The organism is Pseudomonas sp. MM211 (assembly GCF_020386635.1).
Lineage (GTDB): Bacteria > Pseudomonadota > Gammaproteobacteria > Pseudomonadales > Pseudomonadaceae > Aquipseudomonas.
The window spans coordinates 1,930,242-1,955,399 of the sequence record NZ_CP081942.1 but is presented as its reverse complement, the minus strand read 5'-3'; the positions used below and the strand labels follow the sequence as shown (position 1 = coordinate 1,955,399).

The following is a 25,158-nucleotide window of genomic DNA, read 5'->3' as shown; positions in this document are numbered from 1 at the left end:
TGGCAGGGCAATGGAGATGGAGCAATCACTTGTGGAAGCGGCCGGGCGGCGATCCGCTTTAGCCGCGAGTGGTTCTGGCCAGGCTGAAAAGCTCGTGGCTAAAGCCACTCCCACACAGGCGATACCCACTTCTGCCCTGCTCCTCGTAAAACCCCTTCTCTTAAAGCTGCTTGTATTTGCCGTCAGCGCCCCACTGATACATCACGTAGTCAGAGACTTTCAGGTCGCCCTTCTCGTCGAACTCCTTCTTGCCCATCACGGTGGAGACTGGGTTGGCCTTCAGCCACTCGGCGGCTTTGACGCCGTCGGTGCCCTTGATGCCGGTGAATGCGGCGGCAACCACTTGCAACGAGGCATAGGAGTACAGGGTGTAACCTTCAGGCTCGTAACCGTTGGCGCGGAATTTCTCGAGCACCGCCTTGCCGTCCGGAATCAGGCGCGGATCGGCGCCGAAGGTCATCAGAACGCCATCGACGTATTGCGGATCGCCAGCGGTGCCGACCAGTTCGTCGGTCACGATGCCGTCGCCAGAGACGAACTTGGCGGTCACGCCCTGCTCGCGCATCTGCCGTACCAGCGGGCCGGCCTCGGCGTGCAGGCCACCGAAGTAGACCACCTCGGCACCGCTCGCGCGGATCTTGGTGACCAGTGCGTTGAAGTCCTTCTCGCCGCGGGTCAGACCTTCGTACATCACTTCCTTCACGCCACGCTTGTTGAGCTGCGCACGGGTGGCGTCGGCCAGGCCCTGGCCGTAGGTGTCCTTGTCGTGCACCACGGCGACCTTGGTGGCCTTGAGCTGATCGACGATGTAATCACCGGCGACGATGCCCTGCTGGTCGTCGCGGCCGCACATGCGCAGCATCGCGGACAGACCACGCTCGGTGACCTGCGGGTTGGTCGAAGCCGGAGTAACGGCGAGAATGCCCGCCTCGTCATACACCTCGGAAGCCGGCATGGTGGAGGACGAGCAGAAGTGCCCGATCACTGCGACCACCTTGTCCGAGTCGACCATACGGTTGGCTACGGAAACGGCCTGCTTCGGCTCACAGGCGTCGTCGCCCTTGACCAGCTTGATCTGCTCGCCATTGATGCCGCCCGCTGCGTTGATATCCGCCGCCGCCTGCTCGGCGCCACGCCACAGCTGATCACCGAAAGCTGCGTTGCCGCCGGTCATGGGGCCGCCCACACCTATAACGATATCGGCATGCGCAAGAGAGGAAAAACCCAATGCGCCGGTAACCGCTAGCGCCAGGAAAGCTTTCTGAAAAGACTTGTGAGGCATGGACGTGCTCCTGAGGAGTTTTAGGATTGGCCCTCCTGCAAGAGCAAGCCCTATGCCACTTCCACGTCCAGCGGCCGAAGGTATAACTGAAATGCGTGCTGAGAATGCCCAACGGCATAAGCTTGGAGAGTCGTTCCAAGGAATGCGTCATTTTCGATTAAAAAGGCGCCACGATCGCTGCAGACTGCTACCAACTACGCACCTTGACCGAGCAACGCATCGTCCAAGCTGGTGCAACAATCCGAAACACCGGGTTTATACGTGCACGGTTGGTGAGCGCCAACCGGGATCGTGTTTGGGAGATCGGAGGTTGATTCCAGAGCGGTCACGATGCTGACTGGGCTGCTGTAGGGAAAAGCCGCCCGTTGTAACCGGTAACAACCCGAAATCGCCCTGCACCGTTGCCGGGCAGGGCGATTTCATTTCGGTTCAGGCGGGGCTTATTGCGGCCACTTCATTTCGCCCTTGATGACCTTTGCACTCAGCTCCAGCGACGACTCTTCCGCAAGATTCGGGTAGCGCTCGCGCATCGCTGCAATCAGTTGCGCCGAGTCCTCTGCCTTTTTTGCTTCTTGCTCGAAAGCCAACAGATAGTCGCGGGTATCGGCAATCGCTTGCGGCGAATCCGGCACGCTGCCATCGGCATTGTTCAGGTAATGCCCCGGTACCACCTTGGTCGGCTTCAGCGCAGTGATGGCGTCCAGAGTGCCCAGCCAATCGCGGCGCGATTGCTCGGTCTGGGTATCGGCCAGCCACATATGGATATTGGCCGACACTGGAATGCCGCCCACCACCGTCTTCAGCGACGGAATCCACACGAAAGTACGCTTCGGCTCAGGCCCACGAATCTCCAGCACCTGACCGTCCACCGTCAGCTTCGGCGCGCTCAGCGCCTGCGGCACCACCAGAGCTTTGGGCGCGTTGTCCTTGAGGATCGGCCCCCAATGCGCCAGCTTGCCGTCCTTGTTCGCCTCGATGGCCGCAACGGTTTCGGCGGTGGCGACGATCTTCGCGTCCGGGAAGGCGCGGTGAATCACATCCAGGCCGAAGTAGTAATCCGGGTCACTGTGGCTGATATAGACAGTGGTGAGCTTCTTACCCGTGGCACGCACCATCTCGACCAGCGCCTGCGCATCGTTGCTCTGGAACTGCGCATCGATCAACACCGCCTCGGTCGACCCCGAAACGATCTGCGACGACACCGGAAAAATCGAGCGTTCGCCCGGGTTGTACAACTCCAACTTCAACGGCTCGGCCGCCAATGCATGGCCAGCCATGGACAGCACGACACTACCGAACAACAAAGGGCGCAACAGACGCAGAGCACTCATGGCATAGCCTCGGAGAGAAAGATTCCGGGCCATCATAGGGTGACGGATTGATTCGAAATACGGCCTTATCTGCAATGCTTTGTTGCTCATACCAGAGCAAATTCGTAGCACAGCGCGAACCAGTCTACGCAAACTCATGCAACGCTCTGCGACCAAAAGCCATCAGCACCCAGTGGCGCACCGCCAGTATTTCGCAGTAAGGTCGGCCATCGCCTTTCAAGGAAGAACCATGGCCAGCAAGAACGCGCCCGCCGCCCACCAAAAACACCTCGCCGTCCTCATCGATGCCGACAATGCCCCCGCCGCCATCGTCGAAGGCCTTTTCGAAGAAATCGCCAAATACGGCGTCGCCAGCGTGAAGCGCATCTACGGTGACTGGACACTGCCCAACCTGGGCAGTTGGAAGAAGGTGCTGCTCGACCACTCCATCCAGCCGATCCAGCAGTTCGCATACACCAAAGGCAAGAATGCGACCGACAGTTCGTTAATCATCGATGCTATGGATCTGCTCTATACGCGGCGATTCGATGGGTTTTGCTTGATATCCAGTGACAGCGACTTCACTCGGCTGGCTGCTCGGCTGCGTGAGGAAGGCTTGGAAGTTATCGGTTTTGGGGAGCAGAAAACGCCACAGCCATTCGTTAAGGCGTGCGACAAGTTTATCTACACCGAGCTGCTGCGTAATGACGTAGCGGAGATGGATAACTTACCACCGGTACAACCCGCTCTCAAATCACTATCAAGTGACTCCGCACCATTAGAAAACGAGCATACCGAAAACACCACGCCCAAAATTCCGGTGAAATTGATCACCAAAGTCATTGATGACATCTCTGACGAAGAGGGCTGGGTGCACATGGGTGCTCTGGGCGACAACCTGCGCAAACTGAAATCCGACTTTGACCCACGCCTCTACGGATTTAAAAAGCTCACTGATCTCATCAAGGCACGCAACGGTCAATTCGAATTGCGGGAACGCGGAGCGACACCGACAGGCGGGAAAGTATTATTTGTGCGAAATCGAAAAGCACTAATAAAGCTATAAGCACGCGGTTGCTTGCGCACTTACGACTCAACACGCACCAATTAAAATAAAGAGCTTACAAAGAGATGCAGATAATCAACAAAGTCACCATAAAATACTTCCGCTCACTTCATTACGCCGACCTAAAAAAATGCTCATCAATTAATATTATCTCCGGAAGAAACGACGTAGGAAAATCGAATATAATCAAATCACTGAATTTATTTTTCAACGGGCAAACCGACTGGGAAAGCAGCTTTGATTTTTACGACAACTTCTCAAAAAAGCGACTTGAAGAGGTACGAAAAGAGAGCGTTAAAGGAAAGCAGTTCATAAGTATTACAATTGAATTTATTCGCCCAACAAACTACAAAGGAAGCCTGCCAGAGAAATTCAACGTAGAAAGAAAATGGTACAGGGACAGCAGAACATATGAACAATCAAACAACTTAGCATCATTAGAAAAAGCAAAAAAACTACCATCAACACTAACAACCGCACAAAGAAGCCTAGCAACCTTTCTTAACAAAATACATTTTGAGTATGTCCCTGCAATACGAGACAGGGCTTACGTAAACGAGCTTCTTAGTCGACTGCAACGAACATTATTAGACTCTACAATCAACCAAAACGAGGCATTGCTTGCTACAGCCAATACTTTAGCAGAGCACATAGAAGGACAAATAGGCGATCTAAAATCGGATTTCGAGTCTGCAACACATATTGAAACCTCCATTACACCTCCAAGCAATATATCCGCCTTATTCCAGTCCTTTTTGGTTTCAACTAAAACAAGTGACGGTTCTGTACCTTTACGATTTAGAGGCGACGGATTACAGTCACGCTATATTGCTTCCGTGCTTTACTACATTGCGATAAACACCAATGATTTCTATATATGGGGTTATGAAGAGCCAGAAATTGCGCTGGAGTACTCACACGTTACCAATATAGCGCGAGACTTCCATAACAAATATTCAGATAGAGCGCAGATTTTTGTTAGCACACACTCGCCTGCGTTCATAGCATTAGAAGGTGAAAAAGTTAGCTGCTATCGCATATCTCAAGAAAACTCAGACACGATCGTAGCCAACATCGCACTTAGTGAAGACTTCAAACACAAGGAAAAGCTTAAAGAAGAGCTTGGAATACTGGAGATCCAAAAGGAAGTACATGAATTTTACTCATCAGAGCTGGAAAAGCTCAACAATCTAAACACGAGAATTCGAGAATTAGAAACAGAAGCTAACGAGCGAAATAGCCCACTCATCGTTACCGAAGGAAGAACTGACAAAGAAATAATTGATGAGGCCTTTAAAAAAACAGAAGGAACAGACATAAGTTTTCTTATTAGAGCATGTGACAACTCTGGCGGAAGTGGTGATAACGGAGGCGCGGGCACGCTAGCAAGGCTTATAGAATCAATTCACCCAGAAGATAACCGCCTCGTCATTGCAATTTTTGATAATGATGATGAAGGACAAAGTGAATTCAAAAAACTAAGCAAAAACTTCTCTACAGCCCACTGGAACGAAGAAGTCAAGCAACATAAGAACAGATTGGCATGGGCCGTTCTACTTCCAGAACCTGAGTTTAGGAAAGGGTTTGTGAAGGCAAAAAATCTTTGCATAGAGTATCTCTTTGACGATGAAATTCTAGCAAAGCCATTTTCAGACGGAAAAACACTAGAAATAAAACCAGCTCAATCTGCGCTTTTATTAGGAAACCAACGCCAAGAAAACTTGCCTTTTGAAATAACAAACTTCCTCCAAGAAGAAGCTATAAAATATAGAAAAATTGGTGCTGGTAAAGACAAATTTTTCAAGGAAATCATAAAGCCTCTTAAAAAAGAAAGTTTCTCGGCCTTTCTTCCATTAATTGAGATCTTAAAGAAAATATCTTCAACGCAACAAGCAATATAAACTCACTCTAAACTCATCTCTTAGAATGGATTATCACGCTGGGTCAGCAACGTGGAATCCTGTGCAACGGAATGCATCAGGCATACGCCCCTTCAGAGGGCCGAACGGAATCCTTGTGTAGAGGGTTGAGCGGCATGGATGCCGCGAGAGCCGCGATGGGCCAGGGATGGCCCTTCGTGGGGGGCCGCCTAGGCCGGGCCCTCGGAGCAATGATGGAGCGAGACCCGGATGCAGGGGCACAGACCTTTTGGTTCCTTTTGGGCGGGGCCGGCCATCCGGCGTTTGCCAAAAGGGACTCGCCGTAAGGGCGAAACCAGTTTGGCAGGCGATAAATAGGCGGCGCCGGAGTGCGATCCAAGAAGAGTGGATACAACCGCAAGAAATGCGTCGCTGCTGATAGAGATTCGCGGGCATGGCCCGCTCCCACAAGTTGCTGCCCCACAGTTCCCCTCCCACAGGCATGGGCAGCACGCAGACTTCTCGGGCACCAATAAAAAGGCCGATTAACTGATCGGCCTTTTCGCTACCTCACCCCACCTCAGCTATTACTCGGAAACGCAAACTGCGCGGCCTCGTGGCTCTTGCGTTGCGGCCAGCGCTGGGTGATGGATTTGCGGCGGGTGTAGAAGCGCACGCCGTCGGGGCCGTAGGCGTGGAGGTCGCCGAACAGGGAGCGCTTCCAGCCGCCGAAGCTGTGGTAGGCCACCGGTACCGGCAGCGGTACGTTGACGCCGACCATGCCCACTTCGATCTCGTCGCAGAACAGCCGCGCGGCTTCACCGTCGCGGGTGAAGATGCAGGTGCCGTTGCCGTATTCGTGATCGTTGATCAGTTGCATGGCCGCCTCCAGGCTGTCCACACGGACGATGCACAGCACCGGGCCAAAGATCTCGTCGGTGTAGATGGTCATGTCCGCTGTCACTCGGTCGAACAGGGTGCCGCCGAGGAAGAAGCCGTTTTCATTGCCGGACACGCTCAGGCCACGGCCATCCACCACCAGCTCGGCACCCGCCTGCACGCCGGCGTCGATGTAGCCGGTGACCTTGTCCTTCGCCGCGGCGGTGACCAGCGGGCCCATGTCGAGGCCGCACTGGGTGCCGGCGCCGATCTTCAGGGCCTTGATCTGCGGAACAATCTTGTCGACCAGCGCATCGGCGATCTGGTCGCCCACGCACACGGCCACGGAGATGGCCATGCAGCGCTCGCCGCAAGAGCCGTAGGCGGCGCCCATCAGTGCGCTGACGGCGTTGTCCAGGTCGGCATCGGGCATCAGCACCGCGTGGTTCTTGGCGCCACCCAGGGCCTGCACGCGTTTGCCGCGCTTGCTGCCTTCGGCGTAGATGTATTCGGCGATGGGCGTGGAACCGACGAAGCTCAGGGCCTTGACCTCGGGCGCCTGGATCAGCGCATCCACTGCGGTCTTGTCGCCGTGCACGACGTTGAGCACGCCTTTGGGCAGGCCGGCTTCGTGCAGCAACTGGGCGATGTACAGGGTGGAGCTGGGGTCGCGCTCGGAGGGTTTGAGGATGAAGCAGTTGCCGCAGACGATGGCCAGCGGATACATCCACAAAGGCACCATGGCCGGGAAGTTGAATGGAGTGATGCCAGCGACCACGCCCACCGGCTGGAAGTCGCTCCAGGCGTCGATGTTGGGGCCAACGTTGCGGGTGTATTCACCCTTGAGAATTTCCGGCGCAGAGCAGGCGTACTCGACGTTCTCGATACCGCGTTTGAGTTCGCCGGCAGCGTCTTCGACGGTCTTGCCGTGCTCTTCGCTGATCAGTTTGGCGATGGCGTCCTCATGCTGCTCGAGCAGTTGCTTGAAGCGGAACATGACCTGAGCGCGCTTGGCCGGCGGCGTGTTGCGCCAGACCGGGAACGCCTCCTTGGCAGAGTCGATGGCCTGCTGCACGGTGGCCACATCGGCCAGGGCGACGCGGCGTACCGCTTCACCGGTAGCGGGGTTGAAGACCTCGGCGCTGCGGCCGCCCTGGCCGTCGGTGAGTTCGCCGTGGATCAGGTGCTGGATGATGGTCATGGAGCTTCCTCGATTGGAGACGTTGTGTAGGAGCTGGCTTGCCGGCGATCAATCCTGCAAGCATCGCCGGCAAGCCGGCTCCTACAGAAATGGTTTCAATGCGCTTTGATTTCGGTTTCGACGAAGACCACTTCATGGTCGCTGGCGTTGATCACGTTGTGTTCCACCCCCGCCTTGCGGAAGTAGCTCTGCCCGGCCACCAGCGGGGCGTGCCTGTCGCCCTCCGGGGTTTCCAGCAGCAGCGTGCCGTCGGTCATGGGCACCACCACGTAATCGTAACCATGCCGGTGGCGACCGGTTTCGCTACCCGGCGCGAACCGCCATTCGGTGACGATCACCTCGTCGTTATCCACCTGCACGGTGGCTACCGCCTGCTGTCGGACAGCCATCAGTCGATCCTTTGCAGGACATCGCCCACGGCGCTGAACACGCGGTCGAGGTCTTCGATCTTGGCGTTGAACATCGGCCCGAACTGCAGGCCGTCGCCGCCGAAACGTACGTAGAAGCCGGCTTTCCACAGTGCCACACCGGCCTCGAAGGGACGGATCGACGGGTCGCCATCACGGGGCGCCAGCTGGATCGCGCCAGCGAGGCCGCAGTTGCGGATGTCGACGATGTGCTTGGCGCCCTTGAGGCCATGGATGGCGTTCTCGAACTTCGGCGCCAGCTCGGCGGACTGCTGCACCAGGTTCTCGCGTTTGAGCAGCTCCAGCGAAGCCAGGCCGGCGGCGCAGGCGACCGGGTGGGCGGAGTAGGTGTAGCCGTGGGTGAATTCGATCATGTGCTCGGGCGTCGGCTGGCCCATGAAGGTCTGGTAGATCTCGCGGGTGGCGATCACCGCGCCCATGGGCACGGCGCCGTTGGTGATCTGCTTGGCGACGTTGACGATGTCCGGGGTGACGCCGAAATACTCAGCGCCCGTCCATTTGCCCATGCGCCCGAACGCGGTGATCACTTCGTCGAAGATCAGCAGGATGTTGTGCTGGGTGCAGATCTCGCGCAGGCGCTGCAGATAACCGGCAGGCGGCACGAGGACGCCGGCCGAGCCGGACATCGGCTCGACGATCACCGCGGCAATGTTGGAGGCGTCATGCAGCTCGATCAGCTTGAGCATCTCGTTGGCCAGTTCGACGCCGCCAGTCTCGGCCGCGCCCCTGGTGAAGGCCATGCCCGGCTGCAGGGTATGCGGCAGGTGATCCACATCCATCAACTGGCCGTACATCTTGCGGTTGCCACCAATGCCGCCGAGCGCGGTGCCGGCGATGTTGACGCCGTGGTAACCACGGGCGCGGCCGATCATGCGGGTCTTGCTGGCCTGGCCCTTCAGGCGCCAGTAGGCCTTGGCCATCTTCACGGCGGTATCGGCGCACTCGGAACCGGAGCCGGTGAAGAACACGTGGTTGAGGTCACCCGGCATCAGGTCGGCGACTTCCTCGGCCAGCTTGAACGACAGCGGATGGGCGTACTGAAAGCCCGGCGAGTAATCGAGGGTGCCGAGCTGCTTGGCGACTGCTTCCTGAATCTCCTTGCGGCAGTGACCGGCGCCGCAGGTGCACAGGCCGGACAGGCTGTCGTAGACCTTGCGACCGGAGTCGTCGGTCAGCCAGGAGCCTTCGGCGCTGACGATGATCCGCGGGTCGCGCTGAAAGCTGCGGTTGGCGGAAAACGGCATCCAGTGGGCATCCAGCTTGAGCTGGCTGGCCAGGGGCGGCGTGGCGGTCTGCGGCATGTTCATGGCGATGGCCTCGGCAGTGGCGGCGTGATCGGGAGTAACGTGGGAGGGGCTTTAGCCGCGAGAATCGACAGCAATCGCGGCTGAAGCCGCTCCCACAAGTAAGTGCATCAGTTGCCTGGAAAGGTGCCACAGGCATAAAGTCACTCAAACCCGACTCTTCTTATCCTCAGTTCACTGGTGACTAAACAATGAGCGTTCGACGCCCGGAGCCCCTGGCTCAGGTCAGCGATTTCGATATTCGCCTGCTCAAGCTGTTTCGCAGCGTGGTCGAGTGCGGTGGTTTTTCCGCTGCGGAGAGCGCGCTGGGCATCGGTCGCTCGGCGATCAGCCAGCAGATGAGCGACCTGGAGCAGCGCCTCGGCCTGCGCCTGTGCCAGCGCGGCCGCGCCGGCTTCGCGCTGACCGAAGAAGGGCGCGAGGTGTACCAGTCGACACAGCAGTTGCTGGCCGCGCTGGAGAGTTTTCGCACCGAGGTCAACGGCCTGCACCAGCACCTGCGCGGCGAGCTGAATATCGGCCTGACCGACAACCTGGTGACGGTGCCGCACATGCGCATCACCGGCGCCCTCGCCCGCCTCAAGGATCGCGGCCCGGACGTACGCGTGCATATCCGCATGACGCCCCCCAGCGAGGTCGAACAGGGCGTGCTCGACGGGCGCCTGCACGTGGGCGTGGTGCCGATGGTTGGCGGCCTTTCCGGCCTCGATTACCAACCGCTGTACGACGAGCGCTCGCTGCTCTACTGCGCCGTCGGCCACCCGTTGTTCTATGTGGATGACAAGGAACTGCCGGACGAACGCCTCAATGCCCAGGACGCCATCGCCCCGACCTTTCGCCTGCCACCGGACATCCAGAACCACTACCAGGCCCTGAACTGCACAGCCAGCGCCTCGGATCGCGAAGGCATGGCCTTTCTGATCCTCACCGGGCGCTATATCGGCTACCTGCCGGATCACTACGCAGCCGCCTGGATCAAGGAAGGCCGCCTGCGTGCGCTGAAAGCCGACACGCGCTTCTACGACCTCAACCTGGCCTCGGTGACGCGCAAGGGCCGCCGCCCGCACCTGGTGCTGGAGACCTTTCTCGAGGAGCTGGCGGCGAGCGCGTGAGAGATCATTTTGATCAATTAGATGTGCGTTTGAATTGGCTGCTACAAGGCGGAAGCAGACGTTCGCGTAACTTGTGGGAGGGGCCGGGCGGCGATCCGCTTTAGCCGCGAGCTCTTTACGCCTAGCTAGGCAAAATCGAGGCTAAAGCCTCTCCCACAAAAGCTCTGCTCACTGGCCGCTTCCGCCACCACCCTGCCATGCAGCGCTTACTCGATCTTCTCGTAGCTGCCGCCACATGTGACGAAGCAGTTCTTGTAGACCTCCGAGCAGGTTCGGTAGTCAGGCCCGTCGATTGCCGTGGGCTTCGGGCACAGCGTTTTGAGATTGGGATCTTCGGTGGAATGCAGGCAGTTCTGGTAGCTCTGGTTCTGGCTGTCATGGATGACTTTGAAGCCTTGGTAGGACTCATCCTCACGGCGCTCACAGGCCCGCTGCGTTTCGTTGCACTGCTGGACGCAGGCCTGGCCTTCGGCAGTTTGCGGCGGCACTTCGCGGTACTGGGTACAAGCGCCCAGTAGTGTCAGCAGAGCAAATACGGGTAAAAACAGATGGCCAGACAACACGGGTTGCAGGATCCTTTGGCAACGGTTCAGGCAGGCAACCTGAACATTCCAGACGCATCAGAGAAGCTGATGGGCTCAGCTGTGATGGCCGTCGTAAAGCTTGGTTCCCTCTTAGCAGGTCAACCGTTAGCGACATACCCGGTAACAGGCTGTCGACAATCCATGAGGCTGGGCGTCTAGTCTCAAGCCATTGTCTCTTCAACCAGCCTCTGGAGCACGCCATGCCTAATCGTCGCCATTTCCTGCAGGGCAGCGCTGCCCTGATGACCCTCGCGGCCGGTAGCCAGTTGTTGCCGGGCTTCGCTTTCGCCGCGAATCCGGCCCCGCTGCTGCAACGCAAGATTCCCTCGAGTGGCGAGGCGCTGCCGGTGATCGGCCTGGGCACGTCGCAAACCTTCAACGTAAGCCTCGACGACGCCAGCCTGAAACCGTTGGACGAGGTAGTGCGCGCCTTCATCAATGGCGGTGCCACGCTGATCGATACCGCCCCCAGTTACGGCACCGCCGAAGCGGTGACCGGCGAGCTGCTCAAGCGCACCAAGACCCAGGGCAAGGCATTTCTCGCTTCCAAGCTGTCGAGCACCGGACGCGAGCGCGGCCTGGCGCAGTTCGAGGCGAGCCTGAAAGCCCTGCAGACCGACAAGATGGACCTGCTACAGGTGCACAACCTGCAGGACACCACCACGCAGTTGGCGTTGGCCCGTGAGCTGCGCGAACAGGGCAAGGTGCGCTACATCGGTATCACCCATTACATCGAGTCGGCCCACGACGACCTGCTCGAGGTGCTGGCCAAGGAGAAGGTCGACTTCGTCCAACTCAACTATTCGGTGGGCGAGCGCAATGCCGAGAAACGCCTGCTGCCCTACTGTGCCGAGCACGGCATCGCCACGCTGATCAACCGTCCGTTCCAGCGTGCGCAGCTGCTCGGCCGGGTGAAAGGCAAGCCGCTGCCGGAGTGGGCCAACGAGATCGATGCGACGTCCTGGGCGCAGTTGCTGCTCAAGTTCATCCTCGCCAACGAAGCGGTTACCGCGGTGATTCCGGCCACCTCGAACCCGCGCTATGTGGTCGACAATCTCAAGGCAGGCCAGGGCCGGCTGCCCAATGCCGAGCTGCGCGAGCGCATCGTCCAGGCCTTCAGTTGAGCGAATACATTGGCCGGCAGTGAGACCGGCCAGATATTTTCGGCGGCAAGCGCTTGTCACGTCGGCGGGTTCTGGAGTATCTGTTCTTGCGCTGTGCCCTCTGAACAGAACGGAAGCCTCCGATGTCCCTCGACGCCCTCGCCCCTAGCGCCACTTCCGGCAAGCCGAATGGCCGGATCCGGCAGAAGAACATAGAAGCGATCATCGCTGCCGCCGAAGACGAGTTCGCACGGCACGGCTTCAAGGGCACCAGCATGAACACCATCGCCCAGGCGGTGGGCCTGCCCAAGGCCAACCTGCATTATTACTTCAGCAGCAAGCAGGGCCTGTACCTGGCGGTGCTGAATAACATCCTCACCCTGTGGGACAGCGCCTTCAGCAATCTGCGCGTCGACGATGATCCGGCCGAGGCCCTGGAGCGCTACATTCGCGCCAAGATGGAGTACTCGCGCCGCTACCCCAAGGCTTCACGCATCTTCGCCATGGAAGTGATCAGCGGCGGTGTGTGCCTGTCGCAGCATTTCGGCAAGGATCACCAGAGCTGGTTTCGCGAGCGTGCGGCAGTTTTCGAAAGCTGGATCGCCGACGGCAAGATGGATGCGGTGGATCCCATGCACCTGATTTTCCTGCTCTGGGGCAGCACCCAGCATTACGCCGACTTCGCCTCCGAGATCTGTCGTGTCAGCGGTCGCTCGCGACTGACCAAGCAGGATTACCAGGCCGCTGCCGATAACCTGGTGCGCATCATCCTCAAGGGCTGCGGACTGAAGCCGAGCGTCTGATGTCCTTTCTGTTACTCGCTCCTTGCGACTACCGCGAGGAGATCCGCAAGAGCCGCTTTCTCGCCCAGGCCCGCGCCATTAACCATGCAGCGGACGCTCAGGCGCTCATCGAGCAGCTCAGCGACCCAAGCGCGTCGCACAACTGCTGGGCCTGGAAGCTCGGCCAACAGTATCGTTTCAGTGACGACGGCGAGCCCGGCGGCACCGCAGGCCGGCCGATCCTCGCCGCCATCGAGGCTCAAGGGTTCGATGGCGTGGCCGTGGTGGTGACGCGCTGGTACGGCGGCATCCAGCTCGGTACCGGCGGCCTGGCCCGCGCCTACGGCGGCAGCGCCAACAAATGCCTGCAGAACGCCGAGCGTCAGGAGCAGGTGGCGCGCCTCTCCTGTTCCTGCCATTGCGGGTTCGCCGAGCTGGCGTTGCTCAAATCACGCCTGGGCGAGTTCGATGCCGTACTGGAGCAGGAAACCTTCGACGCCCTTGGCGCCGAGCTGCAACTGGCCGTGCCGCAGACGCACATCGACGCCCTGCAGCGCCTGCTCGCCGACATCAGCCGCGGGCGTAGCCGCCTGCAATTGCCTGACTGAGGCTTGACCTCCCCGCGCATGACACGACAAGGTTGTGGCTTTGCACCGGGAGCCGCCCCATGAGCCTGCAATCCGTTCGTGCCTTCTTCGCCGAGAAGGCGCCTGACCTGCACGTCATCGAACTCGACACCAGCACCGCTACCGTGGCCCTGGCGGCCGAGGCCCACAGCGTGGAGCCCGGGCAGATCGCCAAGACCCTGGCCTTTCGCATGGGCGAGCGAAATCTGCTGATCGTCGCCCGCGGCGATGCGCGCATCGATAACCGCAAGATCAAGGAAACCTTCGGCAGCAAGGCCAAGATGCTCGATGCCGACAGCGTACTCGCCCTGACCAGTCACCCGGTCGGCGGTGTGTGCCCGTTCGGCCTCGCCACGCCACTGCCGGTGTATTGCGATGTATCACTGCGCGCGTTCGAAGAAGTGGTGCCGGCTGCTGGCAGTATCCACAGCGCAGTGCGTATCAGCCCGACGCGCATGGCCGAACTGGTCGAAGCCGAGTGGGTGGACGTGTGCCAGTCGCTGCCCGTTGAAAGCCACGAAGTCGCGGCCCCCTGAAACTGGAGAAACCATGAAACCGCACCTGCTGATTCTCAACCCGCTCAGCGAGGCCAGCCTGGCACGTATCGCCGAGCGCTTCGAGGTAACTCATGCGCCCAATGCTGCAGCGCGGGAAGCGGCCATCTCGGAGCACGCCGACCGCGTGCAGGCGGTACTGACCATCGGCACCATCGGCCTGACCGGCGAAGAAATCGCCCGCCTGCCGAAACTGGGCTTCGTCGGCACCCTCGGCGTGGGCTATGAAAAGGTCGACCTGGAGGCAGCCCGTGCCCGTGGCATCGCCATGAGCAACGGCGCCGGCAGCAACGCCGACTGCGTCGCCGATCACGCCATGGCCCTGCTGCTGGCAGCCATTCGCGATGTGCGCCGCCTGGACGTCGCCTGCCGCGCCGGCATCTGGCGCGATGCGCTGCCGATGACCGATGGTGTGTGCGGCAAGCGCCTGGGCATTCTCGGCCTCGGTGCCATCGGCGAAAAACTCGCCCGCCGCGCAGCGGCCTTCGACATGCCGGTGGGCTATCACAATCGCTCGGCCAAAGCGGACAGCCCGCATCGCTACTTCGCCAGCGCTCTGGAACTGGCGCGCTGGAGCGACTGCCTGGTGGTGGCCATTCCTGGCGGCGCCTCGACCTTCCATCTGGTCAACACCGAGGTGCTCGACGCGCTAGGGCCGCAGGGTTATCTGGTCAACGTGGCGCGCGGCAGCGTGGTGGACACCGCCGCGCTGGGCAGCGCACTGCGCGAAAAACGCATCCGTGCCGCGGCGCTGGATGTCTACGAAAGCGAGCCGCTACCGCCCAGCGAGCTGCTCGACCTCGACAACCTGACCATCACCCCGCACGTGGGCGGCAACTCGCCCCAGGCGCTGGAACAGTCGTTGACGCAGTTCCTCGAGAATATCGACCGGCATTTCCGCGGTGAGCCGCTGCTGACGCCGATCTAAGAATCTGTTCACGATCTTTTTAGGCGACATTAAAGAGGCTGCTACAAGGCAGAAGCGGACGTTTGCGCAACGTGTAGGAGGGGCCGGGCGGCGATCCGCTTTAGCCCCGAGCTTTTTATCAAGGCAAACAAAGAGCTCGGGGCTAAAGCCCCTCCTACAAAAGCCAGGCATTCACCGGCCGCTTCCGCCTTTTTGAAGTCAAGGCGCTGAAGTCGAGCCGAAAGATCGTGAACTGGCTCTCATACCTCAACCTCCCCCACTGACCTGCAAACCAATACCCAGGGCCTTGGCCAGCGAAAGCGGCAACAGCAGGGTATCGAGCAAGGCGCTGGCCGGCAGGTCGACCGCAGCATAGGCAGGCGCCTCGGCCCCGAAACGCTCGACCGGGCAGCAACCGCCCTGCAGCGCATACCAGTCCAGCCGGGTACCGGCGTAAACCACCGGCGCACCGGGCTTGGCGGCGTCCAGCGTGCGCGCGGTGGCGCAGCCGCCCATATGCAGGCAGGCCAGCAACACGGCGCAGAGCGTGTGCTTACTCATCGCCACTGTTGAGGTGATGCTCGCCCCAGCGCGGCAGCATGTCCTGAGGAATATTCAGGCAGTTGAGAATCCGCGCGACCACGAAGTCGACCAGGTCATCCACAGTCTGCGGCTGGTGATAGAAACCAGGCGAGGCCGGCAGGATGGTCACGCCCAGATTGGAAAGCTTGAGCATGTGCTCGAGATGAATGCTCGAGTATGGCGCCTCACGCGGTACCAGAATCAGCTGGCGGCGCTCCTTGAGGGCCACGTCGGCGGCACGCTCGATCAGGTTGTTGCAGGCGCCGGTGGCGATCGCCGACAGGGTGCCGGTGCTGCACGGCACCACCACCATGGCCGAGGGTGCGCCGGAGCCGGACGCCACCGGGGCCATCCAGTCTTCCTTGCCGTAGACACGAATCTGCCCATCGGTGGCGCCGGTGTATTCGGTGAGAAACGCCTGCATGGCCTGGGGCTTGGCCGGCAGGCTGACGTCCGTCTCGGTGGCCATCACCAGCTGCGCGGCCTTGGAAATCAGGAAGTGCACTTCCCGGTCCTCACGCACCAGGCAGTCGAGCAGCCGCAACCCATACTGCGCACCGGAGGCGCCGGTCATGGCGAGAGTAATGCGCTCCGGGCCGGCCACGCTCATGCCTCCAGCGCCGCGGCCAGCTTGCCGTGCAAGCCGCCGAAACCACCATTGCTCATGATCACCACCTGGGTACCAGGGCGAACCAGCGCCTTGACCCCAGCGATGATCGCCTCCAGCGAATCGCAGACCTGAGTGGGATTGGATGCGCCGGCAACAGTGGCCGCCAGATCCCAGCCCAGGTTCGGCGGCGCGTACCAGAACACCGCATCGGCCTGCACGGCGGAGTGCGCCAGGCCATCGCGATGGGCGCCGAGTTTCATGGAGTTGGAGCGCGGTTCGATGATCGCGATGACCTGCTCATCACCCACACGCTTGCGCAGGCCGTCGAGGGTGGTCGCGATGGCAGTCGGGTGATGGGCGAAGTCGTCATAGACGGTCACACCCTTCACTTCGGCGACCTTCTCCATACGCCGCTTGGCATTGATGAAACGTCCCAGCGCCTCGATGCCCAGCGCCGGCACGACACCGACATGCCGCGCCGCAGCCAGCACAGCCAGCGCATTGGCGACGTTGTGCTGGCCGGTCAGCCCCCACTCCACCACGCCCTCGACCTTGCCATCGAAACTCACCTCGAACCGCGAGCCGTCGGCTGCGAGCAGGCGCGCCTGCCACTGCCCACCTTCGCCAGTGGTCTGCACGGGCGTCCAGCAGCCCATGCCGATCACCCGCGCCAAGGCGGTTTCGCTGGCTGGGTGGATGACCAGGCCTTCGCCGGGAATGATCCGCACCAGATGGTGGAACTGCCGCTCGATGGCCGCGAGATCCGGAAAGATATCCGCGTGGTCGAACTCGAGGTTGTTGAGGATCGCGGTACGCGGGCGGTAGTGGACGAACTTGCTGCGCTTGTCGAAGAACGCGCTGTCGTATTCATCGGCCTCGACCACGAAGAACGGCGTATCGCCCAGACGCGCGGAAATGCCGAAGTTCTGCGGCACGCCACCAATCAGGAAGCCCGGCGCCATGCCCGCGTGCTCGAGCACCCAGGCGAGCATGCTCGAACTGCTGGTCTTGCCGTGGGTGCCCGCCACCGCCATCACCCAACGGCCCTGCAGCACATGGTCGGCCAGCCACTGAGGCCCGGACACGTAGGGCAGCCCCTTGTTGAGCACGTACTCCACCGCCGGGTTGCCGCGGCTCATGGCATTGCCTACCACCACCAGATCGGGTGCCGGCTGCAGGTGAGCGGGATCGTAGCCCTGCATCAGCTCGATGCCCTGGGCCTCGAGCTGGGTACTCATGGGCGGATAGACATTGGCATCGGAACCGGTGACGCGATGGCCCAGCTCCTTGGCCAGCACGGCCAGCGACCCCATGAACGTACCGCAGATGCCGAGAATGTGGATATGCATGAAAACCTCGAAAACAGGCGCGCCGAAAGCCGGGCGAACCGAGTGAAAACATGGCCGCAGATTAGCACAGCAGCGCCCCGCATCCTGCCTGCCAGGCGTCCCCAGGCGAGCAAGACTCAGTCGCGTAGCGCTGCCAGATGCATCTGCCAGGCAACCAGGCCTCCCATTGCGATCAACAGCGCGTAACGCCTGCGCGCTTGCGGTAAGCGGATGGCCTGCTTAAGGTGACGCCACCCTGCAATCGAGCTTTTGTCATGTGGTCGTTTAGCGCCTGGCGCCGTCGGCGCATCCTCTCCCGCAACCCTGTCAGCGACAGCAGCTGGGCCGTCGTGCGCCAGCGCCTGCCGATTCTCGACGGGCTCAGCGAAGAAGAGCAGCAGCGCCTGCGCGAGCGCGCCGTGCTGTTTCTGCACAACAAACACCTGACTACCCTGCCCGGCCTCGAACTCGACCACGACGACCGCCTGGCCCTGGCAACGCTGGCCGAACTGCCACTGCTCGGCCTGGCCGACCTCAACTGGTATCAGGGCTTCCACGAGGTCATTCTCTATCCGGACGACTTCGTCAGCCCGCAGCGCCATCGTGATTCCGGCGGTATCGAACATGAGTGGGATGGCGAGCACAGCGGCGAGGCATGGCAGCAGGGCCCGGTCATTCTCGCCTGGCCCGGCGTGCAAGCCAGCGGCGGCTGGGAAGGCTACAACCTGGTGATCCACGAACTGGCACACAAGCTGGACATGCTCGGTGGCGACGCCAACGGCCTGCCGCCGCTGCACAGCAATATGGATATCCAGCAATGGGCCCTTGCCATGCAGCAAGCGTTCGACAGCATGAACGCCGAGCTGGACGCCGATGAGGAGGCGCAGACCGCTATCGATCCCTATGCAGCGGAAAACCCCGCCGAGTTCTTTGCGGTGACCAGCGAGTATTTCTTCAACGCTCCCGACCTGCTCGACGAGGCCTTTCCAGCGGTCTACGCCCAGTTGCGTCTGTTCTATCGACAGGATCCGCTGGCACGTTTGCGCCGCCTGCAGGTCGAACACCCGGACTATCAGGAACCCAACCCCGCCCAGCCGGATACGACCAATGGCTGTAATGGCAACGACGCGGGAATCCACCTATAATCCGGCCACTTTTTTGGCCCACATCAGGGAGTCACCCATGAGCTACAGCAAGGTTCCGGCCGGTAAAGACCTGCCGAATGACATCTACGTCGCTATCGAGATCCCGGCCAACCACGCGCCGATCAAATACGAAATCGATCACGACACCGACTGCCTGTTCGTCGACCGTTTCATGGCCACCCCGATGTTCTACCCGGCCAACTACGGCTTCATCCCGCACACCCTGGCCGACGACGGTGACCCCCTCGACGTGCTGGTAGTGACCCCGTACCCAGTAGCACCAGGCTCGGTGATCCGCGCCCGTCCGGTCGGCGTGCTGCACATGACCGACGAAGCCGGTGGCGACGCCAAGCTGATCGCCGTCCCGCACGACAAGCTGACCACCATCTACAAAGACATCAAGGAATACACCGACCTGCCCCCGCTGCTGATCGAGCAGATCAAGCACTTCTTCGAGAACTACAAAGATCTCGAGAAAGGCAAATGGGTCAAAGTCGAAGGCTGGGGCAACGCTGAAGCCGCCCGCGCCGAGATCACCAAGGCGGCTGCTGCTTATCAAAAGTAAGCACAACCTGCCTTACGAAAGCCGGCCACAAGCCGGCTTTTTTATGGGCGCAATTTGCCTTCAGCCCAGAGTACGGCCGAAGAACGCGAGCAGTTGGCGCCAGCCATGTTCGGCGGCGTCCTGGTCGTAGACGGGAAAGTCCGGCTTCATCCAGCCGTGCTTGGCGGGGTAGGTTTGCGAACTGAAGGTCACGCCGGCATCGTTTAGTGCTTTCTCGAAACGCTCGGCCATCTCCGGCGGGTAACTGCCATCGCCCTCGGCCGCCGCAATATAGAGTTCGGCCTGGAGCGCAGGTGCAGAGCGGTGTGGGCTGTCAGCGGCGTCGGTCGCCAGGTTGCCACCGTGAAAGCTGGCGATGGCCGCGAAACGCTCGGGTCGCGTACCACCTGCAGAGATCGCCATACCGCCGCCCATGCAGAAGCCCACCGCGCCGACCCGCTGCCCATGCACGTCACTGCGCTGGTCGAGGTAAGCGAGATAGACATCGGTGTCCGCTGCCGCCTTGGCATTGCCGGTGGTTGCCATCAGTGGCCCGAGAATCACACGGAAGTCGCCCTTGAACACTTCCCTGGGGTCGAACGGCCCGTAGGCGCCGTAGCGGTAATACAGATCCGGCAGCAGAACCACATAGCCCGCATCGGCCAACCGCTGAGCCATGGCGAGCTCCGCGGGGCGGATGCCGCCGGCGTCCATGTAGAAGATGACCGCAGGGCCGCCCTGCCCGCCAGCCGGCGTGAACACGTGGGCCGGGCATCGGCCGTCTGGCGTGGTGATGACGATTTGCTCGTGAGCCATGTTGATCCTCCTGTTGAATGCTCCCCCCAGCGCCAGGCGATGACGGGCATAAGTGAACGAGGCTAGGTATTGGTCAACAGGATGGCAATCGAGTGCCCAGTGATTTCAAAGCGCCGCTCTTAGAACCCAAGCCACCAACAACACGTGAAACAGGCAATTGCCGTGGGCAGCGGTGATTCCCGGCACCGCTGACGGGCTGTACGTGGCAAGACCTTTCACTGCGCCCATAAAAAAGCCAGGGCATCTGCCCTGGCTTCGAGTGCACTGCCTCGGCGCTACACCGCTTTCAGGCGCAGTTCCTTGGGCATGGAGAAGGTCACGTTCTCCGGGCGGCCGTCGAGTTCCTGGACGTTGCTGGCGCCCCACTCGCCGAGCTTGTCGATCACACCACGCACCAGCACTTCAGGGGCGGAGGCGCCGGCGGTGATGCCGATGCCCTTGGCGCCCTCGAACCATTCGCGCTTGAGGTCATCGGCGCCGTCGATCAGGTAGGCAGGCGTGCCCATCCGCTCGGCCAATTCGCGCAAGCGGTTGGAGTTGGAGCTATTGGGGCTACCGACCACTAGCAGGACGTCGCACTCGTCAGCCAGTTGCTTGACCGCATCCTGGCGGTTCTGGGTGGCGTAGCAGATGTCGTCCTTGCGCGGGCCGCCGATAGTGGGGAAGCGTGTGCGCAGGGCATCGATGACCTTGCTGGTGTCGTCCATCGACAGCGTGGTCTGGGTCACGAAGGCCAGGGAGTCGGGGTCGCGCACCTGCAGCTTGGCGACATCCGCCTCGTCTTCGACCAGATAGATCGCGCCGCCATTGCTGGCGTCGTACTGGCCCATGGTGCCTTCGACTTCCGGGTGACCGGCATGGCCGATAAGGATGCACTCGCGGCCGTCACGGCTGTAGCGCACCACTTCCAGGTGCACCTTGGTGACCAGCGGGCAGGTGGCGTCGAACACTTTCAGGCCACGGTTGGTGGCTTCGTTGCGCACGGCCTGGGATACGCCGTGGGCGCTGAAGATGACGATGACGTCATCGGGAACCTGATCCAGCTCTTCGACGAATATCGCGCCGCGGGAGCGCAGATCCTCGACCACGAACTTGTTGTGCACCACTTCGTGACGCACGTAGATCGGCGGATCGAACACCTCGAGGGCGCGGTTGACGATCTCGATGGCGCGGTCGACACCGGCGCAGAAACCGCGGGGATTGGCGAGTTTGATATGCATGGCACGCTCGGCACGGAAGCTTGAGTGGAGAGTGTATCGCGTAAGCCCAAAAGACCTTACGCGATAGACAGCGCGTTCACGAGGAATGTCCGTCTGATCAGCTGGCGTCTCGTCAGATCGCCTGGACGTCGATGATCTCGACGTCGAACGTCAGCGTCTTGCCAGCCAGCGGGTGATTGAAGTCGATGGTCACCTGAGCGTCATCGAAGGCTTTGACCACACCGGGCAGTTCGGTATTGGCGGCGTCGTTGAAGATCACCAGCAGCCCCTCGGACAATTCCATGCCCTGAAACTGCGAACGCGGCATGATCTGCACGTTCTGCGGGTTCGGCTGACCGAAGCCCTGCTCCGGCAGCACGGTCACGCTGCGCTTGTCGCCGGCCTTGAAGCCATACAGCGCGGACTCGAACCCCGGCAGCAGGTTGCCGTCACCGACCTTGAAGGTTGGCGGCTGCTTGTCGAAGGTGCTGTCGACGACATCACCGTTGTCCAGCTTCAGCGCGAAATGCAGGGTCACCTGCCGATCCGGGCCGATACGTACATCAGTCACGTGCCACCTCTTCTTCCGACTTCTTGCTCTTGAACATGTCCAGCGCCAGCAGCACGGCACCGACGGTGATCGCGCTGTCGGCCAGGTTGAACGCCGGGAAATACCAGCGGTTCTGCCAGTGCACCAGAATGAAGTCGACCACGTGGCCAAACACCACGCGATCCACCAGGTTGCCCAGCGCGCCGCCGAGCACCAAGGCCAGGCCGACGGCCAGCCAGGTCTCGTCGGGCTTCAGACGCTTGAGCCACACCACCAGCACCACGCTGACCACCAGGGCGATCAGGGTGAACAGCCAGCGCTGCCAGCCGCCCGCACCAGCCAGGAAGCTGAAGGCGGCGCCGGTGTTGTAGGCCAGCGTCCAGCTGAAGTAGTCGGGAATGACCACGATGCGCTCGTACATCTGCAGGTTGTTGTCGAACCAGTACTTGGTGATCTGATCGACCACGAAGATCACCACGCTCAACCACACCCAGCCGAGCTTGCCGAAACGCGCGCTCATGACTGCATCTCCGCGATGCGGGCCAAAGCCTTACGCATGGTGGCGCACCTCACCCTTGCCTTCGATGTTGTCCACGCAACGGCCACAGATCTCCGGGTGGTTGGCATGGGTGCCGACGTCGGCGCAGAAGTGCCAGCAGCGCGCGCACTTGGTCAGGCCGGATTTGACGATCTTCAGCTTCAGCCCGCTGACTTCGGTCTGCACCGCGTCAGCCGGCGCAGCGGCCAACGGTGCCAGGCTGGCACCGGAGGTGATCAGCACGAAACGCAGTTCATCGCCCAGACGGGTCAGGTCGGCAACCAGCGACTCTTCACCGTACAGGGTCACTTCGGCCTGCAGGTTGCCACCGATCAGCTTGGCGCTGCGCTGGTTCTCCAGTTCCTTGTTGACCGCGGTCTTGACTGCCATGACGCGATCCCAGAAGGCGCGATCCAGCTCGAAACCGGCCGGCAGCTCGCTCAGGCCCTGGTACCAGGTGTTGAGCATCACCGATTCGTTACGCTCGCCCGGCAGGTACTGCCAGATTTCGTCCGCGGTGAACGACAGGATCGGCGCGATCCAGCGCACCAGCGCTTCGGCGATATGGAACATGGCGGTCTGGCAGGAGCGACGCGCCACGCTGTCGGCGGCGGTGGTGTACTGACGATCCTTGATGATGTCGAGGTAGAAGCCACCCAGCTCCTGCACGCAGAAGTTGTGCACCTTCTGGTACACGTTCCAGAAGCGATAGCTGGTGTAAGCCTCTTCGATCTCGCGCTGCAGCAGCAGGGCACGGTCTACCGCCCAACGATCCAGGGCCAGCATGTCTTCGGGGGCCAGCAGGTGCTGAGCCGGATCGAAGCCGCTGAGGTTGGAGAGCAGGAAGCGTGCAGTGTTGCGGATACGCCGGTAGGCATCGGCGCTGCGCTGCAGGATCTGGTCAGAGACCGCCATCTCGCCCGAGTAATCGGTGGAGGAAACCCACAGGCGCAGGATGTCGGCGCCTAGGCTGTCGATGACCTTCTGCGGCGCAACAACGTTGCCCAGCGATTTGGACTGCTTGCGGCCCTGCTCGTCGACGGTGAAGCCGTGGGTCAGCAGTTCCTTGTACGGCGCGTGACCGTCGATGGCACAACCAGTCAGCAGCGAGGAGTGGAACCAGCCGCGGTGCTGGTCGGAGCCTTCCAGATAGAGGTCGGCGGCCGGATCGCTCGGGTGCGCCAGCTCGGCATGGGAGCCGCGCAGCACATGCCAGTGAGTGGTACCGGAATCGAACCAGACGTCCAGGGTGTCACGGCTCTTGTCGTACTGGCCGGCTTCATCACCCAGCAGCTCGGCGGTGTCGAGATTGAACCAGGCTTCGATGCCTTCCTGCTCGACACGCTGCGCCACCTGCTCCATCAGCTCGGCGGTACGCGGGTGCAGCTCGCCGCTTTCCTTGTGCGTGAAGAACGGGATCGGCACGCCCCAATTGCGCTGACGCGAGATGCACCAGTCAGGGCGGCCGGCGATCATGCTGTGCAGGCGCGCCTGGCCCCAGGCCGGTACGAATTGGGTTTCTTCGATGGCTGCCAGCGAGCGCTCACGCAGGGTGGAACCCTCGTTCGGCTGCTTGTCCATGCCAATGAACCACTGCGCGGTGGCGCGGTAGATCAGCGGCGTCTTGTGACGCCAGCAGTGCATGTAGCTGTGGTTGATCGCTTCGTGCTTGAGCAGCGCGCCAACTTCTTCGAGCTTGGCGACGATGGCCGGGTTGGCCTTCCAGATGAACTGGCCACCGAAGAACGGCAGCGACTCGACGTAGACGCCGTTGCTCTGCACCGGGTTGAGGATGTCGTCGTTGCTCATGCCGTAGCGTTTGCAGCTGTAGAAGTCGTCCTCACCGTAGGCTGGCGCGGAGTGCACGATACCGGTGCCGGCACCCAGTTCGACGTAGTCGGCCAGGTAAAGCGGCGACAGGCGATCGTAGAACGGATGACGGAAATTGATCAGTTCCAGCTTGGCGCCCGCCGCGATGGCGACGACTTCGCCCTGCAGGCCATAACGTTGCAGGCTGCTCTCGACCATTTCTTCGGCCAACAGCAACAGGCGATCACCGACGTCCACCAGGGCGTAGTTGAATTCTGGGTGCACGTTCAGCGCCTGGTTGGCCGGGATGGTCCAGGGCGTGGTGGTCCAGATGACGATGCTGGTCGGCTTGCTCAGGCTGGCCAGGCCGAATGCGGCGGCCAGCTTGTCGGCGTCTTCGATCGGGAAGGCAACGTCGATGGCATCGGACTTCTTGTCCTGATACTCGACTTCGGCCTCGGCCAGTGCCGAACCGCAATCGAAACAGAAGTTGACCGGCTTCAGGCCCTTGAACACGAAGCCCTTCTTGACGATCTCCGCCAAGGCGCGGATTTCACCGGCCTCGTTGGCGAAGTTCATGGTCAGGTACGGGTTGTTCCACTCGCCCAGCACGCCGAGGCGGATGAAGTTGCCCTTCTGCTCCTCGACCTGCTCGCCGGCGTAGGTACGGCAACGCTCGCGGGTCAGGTCGGCCGGCTGGTTCTTGCCGAAAGTGGTTTCGACCTTGTGCTCGATCGGCAGGCCATGGCAATCCCAGCCCGGTACGTAAGGCGCATCGAAGCCCGCGATGGTCTTGGAGCGGGTGATGATGTCCTTGAGAATTTTGTTCAGCGCGTGACCGATATGAATGCTGCCGTTCGCATAGGGCGGGCCGTCGTGCAGGACGAACTTCGGCCGGTCGGCGCCAATCTCACGCAGCTTCTGATACAGACCAATGTCGTCCCAGCGTTGCAGGATTTGCGGCTCGCGCTGCGGCAGGCCAGCCTTCATCGGGAACTGGGTATCAGGAAGATTCAACGTGGCTTTATAGTCGGTCATCT

The 25,158-nt window shown here is 60.9% G+C and carries 24 protein-coding genes; 10 read left to right on the top strand and 14 right to left on the bottom strand.

The window, feature by feature from the left end:
• Positions 1-160: 160 nt before the first annotated feature.
• Both K5Q02_RS08850 and K5Q02_RS08845 read right to left on the bottom strand, forming a co-directional pair.
• The gene (locus tag K5Q02_RS08850; protein ID WP_225838358.1) at positions 161-1,282 is read right to left on the bottom strand and encodes a branched-chain amino acid ABC transporter substrate-binding protein; all 1,122 of its coding nucleotides are present in this window, start codon (positions 1,280-1,282) and stop codon (positions 161-163) included.
• Positions 1,283-1,722: 440 nt separating this feature from the next.
• Entirely contained in the window at positions 1,723-2,613 is an 891-nt protein-coding gene (locus K5Q02_RS08845) for an MBL fold metallo-hydrolase (RefSeq protein WP_225838357.1), read from the bottom strand.
• A gap of 229 nt (positions 2,614-2,842) precedes the next feature.
• Here K5Q02_RS08845 and K5Q02_RS08840 point away from each other — a divergent pair, with 229 nt between their 5' ends.
• Together K5Q02_RS08840 and K5Q02_RS08835 are read left to right on the top strand one after the other, a co-directional pair.
• Complete coding sequence (locus K5Q02_RS08840) at positions 2,843-3,658, top strand: NYN domain-containing protein (protein WP_225838355.1); 816 nt, start codon at positions 2,843-2,845, stop codon at positions 3,656-3,658.
• Between the two features lie 65 nt (positions 3,659-3,723).
• The gene (locus K5Q02_RS08835) at positions 3,724-5,559 is read left to right on the top strand and encodes an ATP-dependent nuclease (RefSeq protein WP_225838354.1); all 1,836 of its coding nucleotides are present in this window, start codon (positions 3,724-3,726) and stop codon (positions 5,557-5,559) included.
• A gap of 538 nt (positions 5,560-6,097) precedes the next feature.
• Here the strand turns inward: K5Q02_RS08835 and K5Q02_RS08830 are convergent.
• From K5Q02_RS08830 to K5Q02_RS08820, 3 genes are all read right to left on the bottom strand, one after another.
• Positions 6,098-7,597: a CoA-acylating methylmalonate-semialdehyde dehydrogenase gene (locus K5Q02_RS08830; RefSeq protein ID WP_225838352.1), complete on the bottom strand. Its 1,500-nt coding sequence runs from the start codon at positions 7,595-7,597 to the stop codon at positions 6,098-6,100.
• 95 nt (positions 7,598-7,692) lie between these two features.
• Complete coding sequence (locus K5Q02_RS08825; protein WP_225838351.1) at positions 7,693-7,986, bottom strand: cupin domain-containing protein; 294 nt, start codon at positions 7,984-7,986, stop codon at positions 7,693-7,695.
• Entirely contained in the window at positions 7,986-9,332 is a 1,347-nt protein-coding gene (locus K5Q02_RS08820) for an aspartate aminotransferase family protein (RefSeq protein ID WP_225838349.1), read from the bottom strand. Before K5Q02_RS08820 ends, K5Q02_RS08825 begins: the two co-directional genes overlap by 1 nt.
• Positions 9,333-9,520: 188 nt before the next feature.
• Between K5Q02_RS08820 and K5Q02_RS08815 the strand changes: the two genes are divergently transcribed.
• On the top strand, positions 9,521-10,441 hold the full coding sequence (locus tag K5Q02_RS08815; protein ID WP_225838347.1) for a LysR family transcriptional regulator: 921 nt from the start codon (positions 9,521-9,523) through the stop codon (positions 10,439-10,441).
• Between the two features lie 206 nt (positions 10,442-10,647).
• Here K5Q02_RS08815 and K5Q02_RS08810 read toward each other — a convergent pair whose 3' ends face one another.
• A complete protein-coding gene (locus K5Q02_RS08810) occupies positions 10,648-11,004 on the bottom strand; it encodes a hypothetical protein (protein ID WP_225838345.1) in 357 nt (118 codons plus the stop codon).
• Between the two features lie 221 nt (positions 11,005-11,225).
• Between K5Q02_RS08810 and K5Q02_RS08805 the strand changes: the two genes are divergently transcribed.
• From K5Q02_RS08805 to K5Q02_RS08785, 5 genes are all read left to right on the top strand, one after another.
• Positions 11,226-12,149, top strand: coding sequence for an aldo/keto reductase (locus tag K5Q02_RS08805; protein WP_225838344.1), 924 nt, complete (start codon positions 11,226-11,228; stop codon positions 12,147-12,149).
• 122 nt (positions 12,150-12,271) lie between these two features.
• Positions 12,272-12,931, top strand: coding sequence for a TetR/AcrR family transcriptional regulator (locus tag K5Q02_RS08800; protein WP_225838342.1), 660 nt, complete (start codon positions 12,272-12,274; stop codon positions 12,929-12,931).
• Positions 12,931-13,518, top strand: coding sequence for an IMPACT family protein (locus K5Q02_RS08795; protein WP_225838341.1), 588 nt, complete (start codon positions 12,931-12,933; stop codon positions 13,516-13,518). The genes K5Q02_RS08800 and K5Q02_RS08795 overlap by 1 nt, the downstream gene beginning before the upstream one ends.
• Positions 13,519-13,577: 59 nt before the next feature.
• Positions 13,578-14,072 (top strand): YbaK/EbsC family protein, encoded by a 495-nt coding sequence (locus K5Q02_RS08790; protein ID WP_225838339.1) that lies wholly within the window; start codon positions 13,578-13,580, stop codon positions 14,070-14,072.
• Positions 14,073-14,085: 13 nt separating this feature from the next.
• Positions 14,086-15,018 (top strand): 2-hydroxyacid dehydrogenase, encoded by a 933-nt coding sequence (locus K5Q02_RS08785; protein ID WP_225838337.1) that lies wholly within the window; start codon positions 14,086-14,088, stop codon positions 15,016-15,018.
• 246 nt (positions 15,019-15,264) lie between these two features.
• Here the strand turns inward: K5Q02_RS08785 and K5Q02_RS08780 are convergent, their stop codons facing one another.
• From K5Q02_RS08780 to mpl, 3 genes are read right to left on the bottom strand one after another with little or no spacing between them, the layout of a single operon-like run.
• Entirely contained in the window at positions 15,265-15,558 is a 294-nt protein-coding gene (locus K5Q02_RS08780; protein ID WP_225838336.1) for a YceK/YidQ family lipoprotein, read from the bottom strand.
• The gene (gene ubiX / locus K5Q02_RS08775; RefSeq protein WP_225839624.1) at positions 15,551-16,183 is read right to left on the bottom strand and encodes a flavin prenyltransferase UbiX; all 633 of its coding nucleotides are present in this window, start codon (positions 16,181-16,183) and stop codon (positions 15,551-15,553) included. Before ubiX ends, K5Q02_RS08780 begins: the two co-directional genes overlap by 8 nt.
• A gap of 2 nt (positions 16,184-16,185) precedes the next feature.
• Positions 16,186-17,538, bottom strand: a complete 1,353-nt coding sequence (gene mpl, locus K5Q02_RS08770) for a UDP-N-acetylmuramate:L-alanyl-gamma-D-glutamyl-meso-diaminopimelate ligase (RefSeq protein ID WP_225838334.1) — start codon at positions 17,536-17,538, stop codon at positions 16,186-16,188.
• A 254-nt stretch (positions 17,539-17,792) separates the two neighbouring features.
• On the opposite strand from mpl, the gene K5Q02_RS08765 reads away from it, so the two are divergent.
• Positions 17,793-18,662, top strand: a complete 870-nt coding sequence (locus tag K5Q02_RS08765; protein WP_225838332.1) for a zinc-dependent peptidase — start codon at positions 17,793-17,795, stop codon at positions 18,660-18,662.
• A gap of 37 nt (positions 18,663-18,699) precedes the next feature.
• The gene (gene ppa, locus K5Q02_RS08760; protein ID WP_225838331.1) at positions 18,700-19,227 is read left to right on the top strand and encodes an inorganic diphosphatase; all 528 of its coding nucleotides are present in this window, start codon (positions 18,700-18,702) and stop codon (positions 19,225-19,227) included.
• A 60-nt stretch (positions 19,228-19,287) separates the two neighbouring features.
• Here the strand turns inward: ppa and K5Q02_RS08755 are convergent, their stop codons facing one another.
• The 5 genes from K5Q02_RS08755 to ileS form a co-directional block, all read right to left on the bottom strand.
• The gene (locus K5Q02_RS08755) at positions 19,288-20,022 is read right to left on the bottom strand and encodes a dienelactone hydrolase family protein (protein WP_225838329.1); all 735 of its coding nucleotides are present in this window, start codon (positions 20,020-20,022) and stop codon (positions 19,288-19,290) included.
• A gap of 275 nt (positions 20,023-20,297) precedes the next feature.
• Positions 20,298-21,242, bottom strand: coding sequence for a 4-hydroxy-3-methylbut-2-enyl diphosphate reductase (ispH, locus tag K5Q02_RS08750; protein ID WP_225838327.1), 945 nt, complete (start codon positions 21,240-21,242; stop codon positions 20,298-20,300).
• Between the two features lie 112 nt (positions 21,243-21,354).
• Positions 21,355-21,792, bottom strand: a complete 438-nt coding sequence (locus K5Q02_RS08745; RefSeq protein WP_042556314.1) for an FKBP-type peptidyl-prolyl cis-trans isomerase — start codon at positions 21,790-21,792, stop codon at positions 21,355-21,357.
• Positions 21,785-22,291: a signal peptidase II gene (lspA, locus tag K5Q02_RS08740; protein ID WP_042556313.1), complete on the bottom strand. Its 507-nt coding sequence runs from the start codon at positions 22,289-22,291 to the stop codon at positions 21,785-21,787. Before lspA ends, K5Q02_RS08745 begins: the two co-directional genes overlap by 8 nt.
• A gap of 30 nt (positions 22,292-22,321) precedes the next feature.
• Entirely contained in the window at positions 22,322-25,156 is a 2,835-nt protein-coding gene (gene ileS / locus K5Q02_RS08735; RefSeq protein WP_225838325.1) for an isoleucine--tRNA ligase, read from the bottom strand.
• Positions 25,157-25,158: the final 2 nt, after the last annotated feature.

Excerpts from the sequence above, each read along its gene's own strand:
- ispH (WP_225838327.1), bottom strand. The coding sequence starts at position 21,242 with ATGCATATCAAACTCGCCAATCCCCGCGGTTTCTGCGCCGGTGTCGAC.
- K5Q02_RS08820 (WP_225838349.1), bottom strand. The coding sequence starts at position 9,332 with ATGAACATGCCGCAGACCGCCACGCCGCCCCTGGCCAGCCAGCTCAAG.
- K5Q02_RS08780 (WP_225838336.1), bottom strand. The coding sequence starts at position 15,558 with ATGAGTAAGCACACGCTCTGCGCCGTGTTGCTGGCCTGCCTGCATATG.
- K5Q02_RS08790 (WP_225838339.1), top strand. The coding sequence starts at position 13,578 with ATGAGCCTGCAATCCGTTCGTGCCTTCTTCGCCGAGAAGGCGCCTGAC.
- K5Q02_RS08805 (WP_225838344.1), top strand. The coding sequence starts at position 11,226 with ATGCCTAATCGTCGCCATTTCCTGCAGGGCAGCGCTGCCCTGATGACC.
- K5Q02_RS08825 (WP_225838351.1), bottom strand. The coding sequence starts at position 7,986 with ATGGCTGTCCGACAGCAGGCGGTAGCCACCGTGCAGGTGGATAACGAC.
- K5Q02_RS08840 (WP_225838355.1), top strand. The coding sequence starts at position 2,843 with ATGGCCAGCAAGAACGCGCCCGCCGCCCACCAAAAACACCTCGCCGTC.
- K5Q02_RS08815 (WP_225838347.1), top strand. The coding sequence starts at position 9,521 with ATGAGCGTTCGACGCCCGGAGCCCCTGGCTCAGGTCAGCGATTTCGAT.
- K5Q02_RS08845 (WP_225838357.1), bottom strand. The coding sequence starts at position 2,613 with ATGAGTGCTCTGCGTCTGTTGCGCCCTTTGTTGTTCGGTAGTGTCGTG.
- K5Q02_RS08755 (WP_225838329.1), bottom strand. The coding sequence starts at position 20,022 with ATGGCTCACGAGCAAATCGTCATCACCACGCCAGACGGCCGATGCCCG.
- K5Q02_RS08785 (WP_225838337.1), top strand. The coding sequence starts at position 14,086 with ATGAAACCGCACCTGCTGATTCTCAACCCGCTCAGCGAGGCCAGCCTG.
- lspA (WP_042556313.1), bottom strand. The coding sequence starts at position 22,291 with ATGAGCGCGCGTTTCGGCAAGCTCGGCTGGGTGTGGTTGAGCGTGGTG.
- K5Q02_RS08800 (WP_225838342.1), top strand. The coding sequence starts at position 12,272 with ATGTCCCTCGACGCCCTCGCCCCTAGCGCCACTTCCGGCAAGCCGAAT.
- mpl (WP_225838334.1), bottom strand. The coding sequence starts at position 17,538 with ATGCATATCCACATTCTCGGCATCTGCGGTACGTTCATGGGGTCGCTG.
- ppa (WP_225838331.1), top strand. The coding sequence starts at position 18,700 with ATGAGCTACAGCAAGGTTCCGGCCGGTAAAGACCTGCCGAATGACATC.
- K5Q02_RS08795 (WP_225838341.1), top strand. The coding sequence starts at position 12,931 with ATGTCCTTTCTGTTACTCGCTCCTTGCGACTACCGCGAGGAGATCCGC.
- K5Q02_RS08830 (WP_225838352.1), bottom strand. The coding sequence starts at position 7,597 with ATGACCATCATCCAGCACCTGATCCACGGCGAACTCACCGACGGCCAG.
- ileS (WP_225838325.1), bottom strand. The coding sequence starts at position 25,156 with ATGACCGACTATAAAGCCACGTTGAATCTTCCTGATACCCAGTTCCCG.
- K5Q02_RS08765 (WP_225838332.1), top strand. The coding sequence starts at position 17,793 with ATGTGGTCGTTTAGCGCCTGGCGCCGTCGGCGCATCCTCTCCCGCAAC.
- K5Q02_RS08835 (WP_225838354.1), top strand. The coding sequence starts at position 3,724 with ATGCAGATAATCAACAAAGTCACCATAAAATACTTCCGCTCACTTCAT.
- K5Q02_RS08850 (WP_225838358.1), bottom strand. The coding sequence starts at position 1,282 with ATGCCTCACAAGTCTTTTCAGAAAGCTTTCCTGGCGCTAGCGGTTACC.